Raw genomic sequence first — 10,152 nt, forward strand, 5'->3', positions numbered from 1 at the left:
GAACGCCGTGTCCTGACCCGCCAACAGGAACGGTTCGGCGCATTGGCACTGGACGACCGGCAATGGTCGGATGCACCGCCAGAGGCAGTTGCGCAGGCCATGCTGGAAGGTATCCGCCAGCTTGGCTTGCGCCCGTCGCCTGCAGCGCAGCGGTTTCGGGCGCGTGTGGCGCTGGTTGATAATCTGCCCCCGATGGATGATGCAACGCTGCTTGATACGCTCGAGGTCTGGCTGCTGCCGCATCTGAACGGTGTGCGCACCGCCGAGGACTGGAAACGGTTCGACATTCTGCCTGCACTGCGGGCCATGCTGGACTGGGACCAGACCCAAATTCTGGACCGCGCGGCCCCTGCCCATTTTCAGACACCGCTGGGCCGCAAGATCCCGATTGACTACGAGGGTGAAGCCCCCGCGATCACCCTGCGCCTGCAGGAAATGTTCGGTGTCACGACCCATCCGGTTGTGGGGCGGACACCGCTGCGGGTGACGCTTTTGTCACCCGGGCAAAAACCCGTGCAGGTCACGCAGGATATCGTGGGCTTCTGGGCGACATCCTATGCCGACGTCCGGCGCGACATGCGCGGGCGCTATCCGCGCCATCCATGGCCCGAGGACCCCACGCAGGCCGACCCCACCCTGCGCACAAAACCGCGCAACGCCTGAGTTCATTTGCGCTTTGATTCGGCTTGTGTTAAAACAAAAGCAATAAAAATAGCCTATTGGCGGGTACATGAGCAAAATTGAAGGTTCTTTTTGGACGGGCCGTACGGTTCGTGCCGTTGATCCGACTGCGATTATGCAGGTTGGCGCCCTGTGTTTGCGCGATAGCAAAGAAGGGCCAGAGGTGCTGCTGGTCAAGTCGTCGCGCGGACGCTGGATCATCCCGAAGGGCTGGCCGATGGACGGGCATACAGACGCCGAAACCGCCAAAATAGAAGCATGGGAAGAATCTGGATTGCTGAAAGGCAAAGCCAGCAAGGCACCCGTTGGCGGCTACGTGACCGAGAAACGGTTCGACGATGGCCGGGTTGCGACCTGTCATGTCACTGTCTACCGCATCGACGTCAAAGAGATGACAAAGACCTATCCAGAGGCCGATTTGCGCCGGCGTAAGTGGATGCCCCTGAAAAAGGCCGCCAAGAAGGTCGATGACACCGGCTTGCAGGCACTTTTGAAAGCCATGCGCTAGCCCTGCGGCTTGATGGCGGATCGCAAACGCCGTTCGCTTCAGCGAAAAGTATCGGATGACGGCAACGCCAAGACCGAAAAGATCACGTCCTTGAACCCGGGCCTTTGGGGCTGACCAAAGCGTTGCCCGGTCTTGCGACCAACGGGAACGCTCGTCCTTATCGGGTTAAAAAGTTTAACCTTCATGCGGGCTTAAACGCCAAGGCAGTGTCGCATGATCGCCTTTTGCGCATGGAGCCGATTTTCAGCCTCGTCAAAGATCACCGAATGGGGGCCGTCCATCACGCTGCTGGTGGCTTCATCATCGCGGTGCGCGGGCAGGCAGTGCATGAAAATGGCATCGTCTTTCGCCTTGGCCATCAACGCATCGTTCACCTGATACCCGCGCAATTGATTATGGCGCCGTTCACGCGCCGATTGCGGGTCGTGCATGCTGACCCATGTATCAGTGACGATCAGGTCGGCGCCTTTGACGGCCTCGTTGGGGTCGCGCACGGTGGTGTAAAGCCCTTGCAGTGCAGGCTCGGGGTCAAGCGGTGGCGGACCGGTGAATACCAGATCAAAGTCGAATTGCCTGGCGGCATGGGCGAAGCTGGCAAAGACGTTGTTGCCATCACCCGACCAGACAACCTTTTTACCTTTGATGGGGCCGTTATGTTCCTCGAACGTCATGATATCGGCCATGATCTGGCAGGGGTGCGTCCGGTTGGTCAGCCCGTTGATCACCGGAACAGTGGCGTATTCAGCCATGTCCAGCAGGGTCTGTTCCTCAAACGTGCGAATCATGATCAGATCGACGTAACGTGAAAGAACCCTTGCGGTATCCGCTATCGTTTCACCATGCCCAAGCTGCATGTCCGCCCCCGAGAGCACCATCGTCTGCCCCCCCATCTGGCGCACGCCAACATCAAAGGACACGCGCGTGCGCGTCGAGGGTTTCTCGAAGATCAACGCGACCATATGGCCCGCCAGCGGCTGGTCGGCGTCCGGTGTGCCCTTGGGCTGGCCTGCGCGGGCGGTTTTCATCGCGCGGGCTGTGTCGATAATATTACGCAGGGCGTCTGCCGGTGTCGTGTCGATATCAAGAAAATGGGTCATGCGTTTCGCTTTTGTTGGGCCGCTTGGGGCCGGTCAGATCAAAGGTGTGTCATCACTTGGACAAGACGTCCTTCGCGTGTCGTCGCCAGTCGCCGGTTCATGAAGCCGGCTTGCCGGTAGAGACCGATGGCGCGTGTATCCGTCGTGCCGGGGCCGACCGCAACCATCGGATACTTTGCACGCAAATTGCGCGTATGCGCCTCGATATATCCGACAGAATGGCCCTGCCCCATAAAGTCGCTGTCCCCGACAAAGGTCGCCATCACACGCGCCCCGTACGGCAGGTCGGCGTATTGCGGCAGGTCAAAGGCGCGCGCGTCGTGATCATGGACGTAGGCAAAAGGGTGGTTGATCAGGCTGACCACCTGCATGTTGATATTGGCGGCGTTCATGTCTTTTTCCATCAGCGCAATCTGTCTTTCCGCATCGCGCCACCAGACTTTGACATGCGCCGTGTCGAGCCAGCGGCGCATCAAAGGCAAGTCAGCCTCGGTCAGGGGGCGGAACGTATAATTACGCATTGGCCTCCTTCACATGGGACGCCGCAGCATCAAGTTTTTCTGCGGCATGCCCGATGTCCTCGTCGGGAATGTTCAGCGCGGGAAGCAACCGTACCACATTGTCGGCGGCCGGCACGGTCAATACACCTTGGGCAAAGCCTGCGGTGACGACGTCGCTGTTGGCCGCCTTGCATTTCAGGCCCAGCATCAGGCCCGCGCCGCGCACCTCTTCGAACACGTCCGGATGTGCCGCAACCAAGCCTTCCAGCTTTTGCCGCATCAGACCCGCCTTGCGGTTTACCTCGGCCAGAAACGCGTCGTCGGCGATGATCTCCATCACTCTGGCGCCGACCGCACAGGCCAGAGGGTTGCCCCCGTAGGTGGACCCGTGTGTCCCCGCAGTCATGCCGGAAGCCGCGTTTTCGGTCGCAAGCACCGCGCCAAGGGGGAAACCGCCGCCAATTCCTTTGGCGACCATCATGATGTCCGGTGAAATCCCTGCCCATTCATGCGCGAAAAGCTTGCCGGTCCGGCCCATGCCGCATTGCACCTCATCCAGGATCATCAGGATACCGTGTTCATCGCACAGATCCCGCAGGCCTTTCAGACAGACATCGGGCAAGGGCCGGATGCCGCCTTCGCCTTGTACCGTTTCGACCATGATCGCGGCAGTCTTATCCGTCACCGCTGCGCGCAGCGCGTCGTGATCACCGAATTCCAGATGGGTAAATCCCGGCAAGAGCGGGCCAAAGCCCTTGGTCATCTTTTCGGACCCTGCGGCGGCGATGCCCGCGCTGGAGCGTCCGTGAAAAGAGCCGGAAAACGTGATGATTTCGGTCCGGTCGGGCTGGCCTTTGTCATACCAGTACTTACGCGCCATCTTCACGGCAAGTTCGCAGGACTCGGTCCCCGAGTTGGTAAAGAACACCGTGTCGGCAAAGGTTTTTTCCACCAAAGCATCCGCCAACCGCTGTTGGGCCGGAATATTATAGAGATTGGAGACATGCCACAGCGCGTTGGCCTGTGTCGTCAGGGCCTCGATCAGGGCCGGATGCGCATGGCCGAGCGCATTCACCGCGATCCCTGCTCCAAGGTCGAGAAAGCGTCGCCCGTCGCTTTCAGTCAACCAAGAGCCTTGCCCGGACACGAAAGTCAGGGGGGCACGTGAATAAGTCGGCAGAATAGATGCGATCATGGCGATCTTCCTTAAACGTAAGCTCGATTGGTGCAGGACCAAGCGAGAGGTGTCAATAATGTTAGGAGTTTACGATAGACGTGACGAAGCGCGGCGCGGTTCAGCGTCGGCGTCGGTTTTCACATTTTGCACTGGCCATCATGGCAGTTTGCTAGCGCAGTTGCCGCGCAGATGGAAGCCTTGAAGTGATCCCGCCAAGGCGCAATCCGGCGGCGGACGGTGCTTGCAAGCCTTACCGGACATGTCCGCTGACGTCGCATGACCCTTCGTGCCGCCAACCCACCCGTTGCAATTGCCGTCATGCTGACGGCAACCGCATCTGTGGCTGCATATCGGGCGGACGCTCTTTGGCCGGGGTGTGACGCTGATCTTTGCCTCCCTCTATGATCTCCTCATCTTCGACGTGTGGCCCGATTGGATCAGCATTACGGGAGCGGTGATCATTCTGGGCGGGGCGTAACTTTTAGCGTGGCGCGAACGGCATGTGCGCGGCTAGGCAAGAACACATGAATTGTGACTTGAGGTGGTCAAAATCCAGCCATGTTTCTATTCTAGTTGGGCTGCATGAGTGACATTTACGAGTACCGACGGGCACCGAGCAAAGGCCCCATATGGCTCGCTCTGATCGGCGTGATCCTGCTCCTTGTAGCGGTGATCAAATTCGACATGACAGAGCTTGTCTGGCTGGCCTGGGTTGCCGCTGTCGTCACAATAGCATGGATGCTTTTGCCGCGTCCTGTTTCGGGTATCCGGATCGACAACGACCATCTGATTCTGGCGGCCTGGCGCCAGCCACGCCCGATCGCTTTGGATGACATCGCGCATTTGCGCATAGAAGATGCCAGCCTCGACACACATGTGACCATTGTCTATCGCGACGGCAGTGAGGAAGAGGTCTTTACAGGCGATTTACCTGACGTAGATACGCTGATCCATGTGCTGGCTGACCGCGGGATCCCTGTGCGCGAGGTTCTCTAGGACTTCAGCCGATAACCGGTGTGCATCCAGCGCAGACAAACGCCCAGAACAACGACGCAAGCCGCGCTCACCACAAGCAAACCGATCCAGGGGCTGCTGTCGCTGACCCCGATCATGCCAAAGCGCACACCGTCGATGATATAGAAGAACGGGTTGGCATGACTAAGGGTTTGCATGAAGGGCGGCAGGGCCTCAATCGAATAGAACGTCCCCGACAGGAACGCCAGCGGCGTCACGAGGAAGTTTGAAATCGCTGAAAGCTGGTCGAATTTGTTGGCAAAGATGCCCGCGATCATGCCCAGCCCGCCCATCAGAACAGACCCAAGGATCACAAAAACCACAACCCAGAGAGGTGCCTGCATCCCGATGCCGAGAAAGACCGCCGTTACGGTCGCGATGACAATCGCCACCAAGGCTCCGCGCGCCACGGCACCGCCGATGTAGCCTGCAACCAGTTCTCCCGCCGACAACGGCGGCATCAGCGTATCGACGATATTCCCTTGTATCTTGGCCGAGGCGAGACTCGATGACGTATTCGCAAAAGCGTTTTGGATCACCGTCATTGTCAAAATGCCGGGTGCCAGAAACACCAGGAACGGCACACCCATCACGTCGCCGCGCTGCGAGCCGATCGCAATCGTGAATATCATCAGGAAAAGCGCGGCATTGATCAATGGTGCCATCACCGTCTGGGACCAGACATTCATGAAGCGCTTGATCTCGCGCAGCGTCAATGTCCATGTCCCGAGCCAATTCACGCGCCCAAAGCGGCGCACACCCATCTGATCAATCTGGTTCATTGCAGTCTTCCTTTGTAGATGCACGGACATAACGGATTGAAGCAAAATGGCCACCCCTCCGGATGACATCGGACAGGATGCGCCACCCCGTCCATGGGCTGTCGCAGCCTCAATTGACGGCGAAGTGTTGCGATAGATCGCCGGAAGATGCGTAAAAGCGGTCTACCTGCCTTCACATCACCGGCGGCAATGACTAATATGATGGGGACTTGAACAAAGCGGGCCGATCCTTCAGGGAGCGTATCCGGCCAAAAAACCAAAGGAATTCATATGTCCTGGACAGACGAGCGCGTTGAGACGCTCAAAAAGATGTGGGGCGAAGGCCAGTCCGCAAGCCAGATCGCCAAGGAACTGGGCGGTGTCACACGCAATGCCGTGATCGGTAAAGTGCACCGTTTGGGCCTGTCCAACCGGGCTGGCTCCGGTGCGACTGCGGCAAAAGCGGCCCCCAAGGAAAAACCGGCAGCCCCGGCAAAGCCCGCGGCCAAACCGGCCCCGAAACCAAAGGCGGCACCTGCTTCGACCCCGCCAAAGGAAGAGCAAGAGCTGGACGAGAACGGTTTTCCGATCTCCGCTGCGCGCCGCGCGATCATTCCGGCCGGTCAACCCCTGCCGCCCCAGCCTTCGGCGAATGAAATCAGCCCGGAGGCACTGGCCAAGGTCAGCGAAATCGAAAAAACCGCGAAGCGGCTTAGCCTGATGGAACTGACCGAAAAGACCTGCAAATGGCCTGTTGGCGATCCGGCAACGGATGAGTTCTGGTTTTGCGGCCTGTCAGTACAGCAGGGCAAGCCCTATTGCGAAGCACATGTCGGCGTAGCGTTCCAGCCGATGTCATCGCGTCGTGACCGGCGCCGATAAACACTGCCCACACGCATGAACATGGTCGCCCTGCGGGGCGGCCAGGGACCCACAGCTTAACCGTAGCGTTGCCTTTCGACAGGAGGGTCTAACAATTACGTTGTTTCAGGGTCTGTCTGCAGCCGGTTTCGCGGCCACCGCCATCAGTTATGGCCCCGGGCGCATGGGGTTCGGCTTGTTCGTGCCAGAGTTCAAATCCGCCTTCTCAATGTCGTCCTCGACGGTCGGATTGGTTTCGAGCCTCGGCTTTGCGGGCTTCTTTATCGGCCTGCTTATTGCACAGTTTTTCCTGAACCGGAGAGGCCCGGAATTCCCTGTCCTCACTGGACTGGCCGCCGCCACTATCGGAACAAGTATCATTGCGCTCGCGCACGACGTAGCCATGCTTACGGTCGGCGTCTTCCTCGCGGCCTCGAGTGCCGGTTTCGCCTGGACACCTTTCAACGACGCGGTCCACCGCAAGGTCCGGGACGTGGATCGACCCTTTGCGCTATCGGAGATCAGCACGGGAACCAGCGTGGGGGTCGCGCTCGCGGGTGCCTTGGCTCTGGCGATGGTGCTCTTGGAATTCGATTGGCGGTTCTGCTGGGCTGTATTCGCCGGGGCGAGCGCACTGGCGTTTGTCGGGAACTGGGCAGCGTTGCGACAGGTCGAAAAATCGCCCGAAGAGGGGCCGCAAAAGGGCTGGCGGGATCTTCTGCATCTGACGGCAATGCCGCTCTTCGGGATCGCTTTCGTCTACGGCATTACCTCGGCGGTCTACATTAGTTTCGCCGCCGATCACTTCGCCCGGCATGGCGTTCCCGGATTTTCTGACGACGCGACACCAGCCCTTGTTTTCATCTTCTACGGGCTCTTTGGCCTGAGCGGTCTGCTCACGAACCGTATGCGGGATGCGCTTGGCCTGCCGTGGCTCCTGCGAGCGCTCCTTCTAACTGCGGCAGCCTCGCTGGCACTCGCGGCGTTCTTGCCTGCAAGTTGGTTGGGGCTGGTCTCCTCTGCGGGGTTGCAAGGGGTCAATGTCATGATGACGAGTGCAGTTTTGGCCTTTTGGTCTGAACGTCTCTTTCCGTCCTTCCCGTCGTTCGGCTTCACAGCATCCCTCTTGGTAACTGCAGCGGGCAGCGTGATCGGTTCTGCCGTCGCGGGAATAGTTTCCGATGGCATCGGGCCGGAAGCGATGTTCTACATGATCGCGGCCATACCGCTAGCCGCTGCCGTGACGGTACAGTCCAGATTTGTGGTAGAACGGCCAGCTGACGTGCCGAAGACGTGAGAAAGCTGGATAGGAGGAATCATGGTATTGCGGCATCGTGTTTGCCGGAATGATCGCGGCGCGTGCAATGTGGTCGAACCGACGCGACCCAAAAGCGAACGCAGGGCAGTGCTGCAGCATCGGACACAGCGCGCTTGAAACCGCCATTAACTGCGTGCTGACCAAAAGTCCGTTTGGTCCGGCACTCCCACGCCCCATTCCCAACGCCCGCGCCCCGCGCTATATGCCCCCCATGACACAAAACCCGCCATCCCTCCGCCCCGACATCGCACCTGCTGCGAAGATCACCGATGCACCCCGCGCCGGCCAGCCGACCATCGGCATGGTCAGCCTTGGTTGCCCCAAGGCGCTGGTGGACAGCGAACGCATCCTGACGCGGCTTCGCGCCGAAGGTTATGCGATTTCGCCTGACTACGCTGGCGCCGAAGCGGTGATCGTGAACACCTGCGGCTTTCTCGATAGCGCCAAGGCCGAAAGCCTTGATGCCATCGGCGAAGCTCTCAAGGAAAACGGCAAGGTCATCGTGACAGGCTGTCTGGGGGCCGAACCCGATTACATCCGCGAACACCACCCCCAGATTCTTGCCGTGACCGGCCCGCATCAATACGAACAGGTGCTGGACGCCGTGCATGGCGTGGTGCCGCCCGCGCCTGACCCGTTTATCGACCTGCTGCCCGGCAGCGGCGTCAGCCTGACACCCCGCCACTACAGCTATCTGAAGATTTCCGAGGGCTGTAACCACAAGTGCAAGTTCTGCATCATCCCCGACATGCGCGGGCGGCTGGCATCGCGCCCCGCCCATGCAGTGCTGCGCGAGGCGGAGAAACTGGTGGAGGCTGGCGTCAAGGAGCTGCTGGTGATCTCTCAGGACACATCCGCCTACGGGCTGGATCGCAAATACGATCTGAACCCGTGGAAAGATGGCGAGGTGCGGACTCACATCACCGATCTGACCCGCGAATTGGGGCAATTGGGTGCATGGGTGCGCCTGCACTACGTCTACCCCTACCCCCATGTACGCGACCTGATCCCGTTGATGGCAGACCCTTCCAATGGCGTGCTGCCTTACCTGGATATTCCGTTCCAGCATTCCCACCCTGATGTGCTGCGCCGCATGGCGCGGCCTGCGGCGGGCGCGAAAACGCTGGATGAAATCGCGGCATGGCGCGCCCAATGCCCCGACATCACCCTGCGCTCGACCTTTATCGTGGGCTACCCCGGCGAAACCGAGGCCGAATTCCAGCACCTGCTGGACTGGCTGGATGAGGCGCAACTGGATCGCGTCGGCTGCTTTCAATACGAAAACGTGGCCGGGGCACGCAGCAACGCCCTGCCCGACCATGTGGCGCCAGAGGTCAAACAAGACCGCTGGGACAGGTTCATGGAAAAGGCGCAGGCGATCTCGGCGGCGAAACTGGAGGCCAAGGTCGGACGCACGCTCGAGGTGATCGTGGACGACATCGACGAGGACGGCATCGCAACCTGCCGCACATGGGCGGATGCCCCCGAGATCGACGGGAATTTGTTTATTGATGAAGGGGCTGAGGGGTTGGCCGTGGGAGATGTGGTTAAGGTCGCGGTTGAGGAAGCGGGGGAGTATGATTTGTGGGGGTCTTTAACAAATTAGATCCACAGCACCAATCATAAATCAAAGGGCGTGAAAACCGATGAATAATATCCAATTCTATACAAAGAATATCGCGGGCGCGGCCTTGGGTGGTTGCTTCATCGGCGTGGCGTTTATGTGGGTTCTGACTACAAACTGGGAAGACAACCTTATCCGATATGGGACTTATGGAATAACCATCTTTGTTAGCCTATTTGCCTCAGCCGTGGCTGTGGGAGGCGTACTCCTAAACCTCAATAAACAACAAGAACTCATCGAAAGGCGTCATATCGCGGCACGTGCGGTGCTTCCAATTACTTTATCCCGCTTAAATAAACTTGCGGAATATGGGTTTGAGACTGCCATAAATGCTCAAGCCCTACGAGAGGGCCCTTCTGAAGTCGCCATAAAACATCTAAAAAAACTGCAGATATCAAGCGAAGATTTAACGCAAATCAGAGAGTGCATTGAAGCGGCAGATAGCGAAACACAAGCATGGTTATCATTGATTTTGGCACATTGGCAAATACAAGAATCAAGACTAGAATCTAATTTATTGGAAAATAATGTGATTGCTAGGACTCAACGCCAACTGGCAAGCGCTGGAGTTGAGTCCTAGCAATCACATTATTTTCCAATAAATTAGATTC

At 58.7% G+C, this 10,152-nt stretch carries 11 protein-coding genes; 7 read left to right on the forward strand and 4 right to left on the reverse strand.

Annotated elements, in window-relative coordinates:
* Together R6T97_RS09335 and R6T97_RS09340 are read left to right on the forward strand one after the other, a co-directional pair.
* The coding region (locus R6T97_RS09335) for an ATP-dependent helicase C-terminal domain-containing protein (RefSeq protein WP_410349024.1) at positions 1-663 on the forward strand (663 nt) is incomplete at its 5' end.
* 67 nt (positions 664-730) lie between these two features.
* On the forward strand, positions 731-1,189 hold the full coding sequence (locus R6T97_RS09340; RefSeq protein ID WP_410349025.1) for an NUDIX hydrolase: 459 nt from the start codon (positions 731-733) through the stop codon (positions 1,187-1,189).
* Between the two features lie 191 nt (positions 1,190-1,380).
* On the opposite strand, the gene argF is transcribed toward R6T97_RS09340, so the two are convergent.
* From argF to R6T97_RS09355, 3 genes are read right to left on the reverse strand one after another with little or no spacing between them, the layout of a single operon-like run.
* Positions 1,381-2,286: an ornithine carbamoyltransferase gene (gene argF / locus R6T97_RS09345; RefSeq protein WP_410349026.1), complete on the reverse strand. Its 906-nt coding sequence runs from the start codon at positions 2,284-2,286 to the stop codon at positions 1,381-1,383.
* Positions 2,287-2,324: 38 nt separating this feature from the next.
* The gene (locus R6T97_RS09350; protein WP_410349027.1) at positions 2,325-2,807 is read right to left on the reverse strand and encodes a GNAT family N-acetyltransferase; all 483 of its coding nucleotides are present in this window, start codon (positions 2,805-2,807) and stop codon (positions 2,325-2,327) included.
* Positions 2,800-3,981 carry an aspartate aminotransferase family protein gene (locus tag R6T97_RS09355; protein WP_410349028.1) on the reverse strand — a complete coding sequence of 394 codons (1,182 nt, stop codon included), beginning with the start codon at positions 3,979-3,981 and terminating at the stop codon, positions 2,800-2,802. Before R6T97_RS09355 ends, R6T97_RS09350 begins: the two co-directional genes overlap by 8 nt.
* 564 nt (positions 3,982-4,545) lie before the next feature.
* On the opposite strand from R6T97_RS09355, the gene R6T97_RS09360 reads away from it, so the two are divergent.
* On the forward strand, positions 4,546-4,959 hold the full coding sequence (locus tag R6T97_RS09360) for a hypothetical protein (protein ID WP_410349029.1): 414 nt from the start codon (positions 4,546-4,548) through the stop codon (positions 4,957-4,959).
* On the opposite strand, the gene R6T97_RS09365 is transcribed toward R6T97_RS09360, so the two are convergent.
* Entirely contained in the window at positions 4,956-5,759 is an 804-nt protein-coding gene (locus R6T97_RS09365; RefSeq protein ID WP_410349030.1) for an ABC transporter permease, read from the reverse strand. The two genes, R6T97_RS09360 and R6T97_RS09365, sit on opposite strands and share 4 nt — an antisense overlap.
* A 270-nt stretch (positions 5,760-6,029) precedes the next feature.
* Between R6T97_RS09365 and R6T97_RS09370 the strand changes: the two genes are divergently transcribed.
* The 4 genes from R6T97_RS09370 (at position 6,030) to R6T97_RS09385 (ending at position 10,121) form a co-directional block, all read left to right on the forward strand.
* Entirely contained in the window at positions 6,030-6,620 is a 591-nt protein-coding gene (locus tag R6T97_RS09370; protein ID WP_372922307.1) for a GcrA family cell cycle regulator, read from the forward strand.
* Positions 6,621-6,720: 100 nt separating this feature from the next.
* Positions 6,721-7,896 (forward strand): MFS transporter, encoded by a 1,176-nt coding sequence (locus R6T97_RS09375; protein ID WP_410349031.1) that lies wholly within the window; start codon positions 6,721-6,723, stop codon positions 7,894-7,896.
* A gap of 232 nt (positions 7,897-8,128) precedes the next feature.
* Complete coding sequence (gene rimO, locus R6T97_RS09380) at positions 8,129-9,523, forward strand: 30S ribosomal protein S12 methylthiotransferase RimO (RefSeq protein WP_410349033.1); 1,395 nt, start codon at positions 8,129-8,131, stop codon at positions 9,521-9,523.
* 40 nt (positions 9,524-9,563) lie between these two features.
* Positions 9,564-10,121 carry a hypothetical protein gene (locus R6T97_RS09385; RefSeq protein WP_410349032.1) on the forward strand — a complete coding sequence of 186 codons (558 nt, stop codon included), beginning with the start codon at positions 9,564-9,566 and terminating at the stop codon, positions 10,119-10,121.
* The last annotated feature ends 31 nt before the right edge of the window (positions 10,122-10,152 follow it).

Source organism: Yoonia sp. (genome assembly GCF_046498525.1).
GTDB lineage: Bacteria > Pseudomonadota > Alphaproteobacteria > Rhodobacterales > Rhodobacteraceae > Yoonia.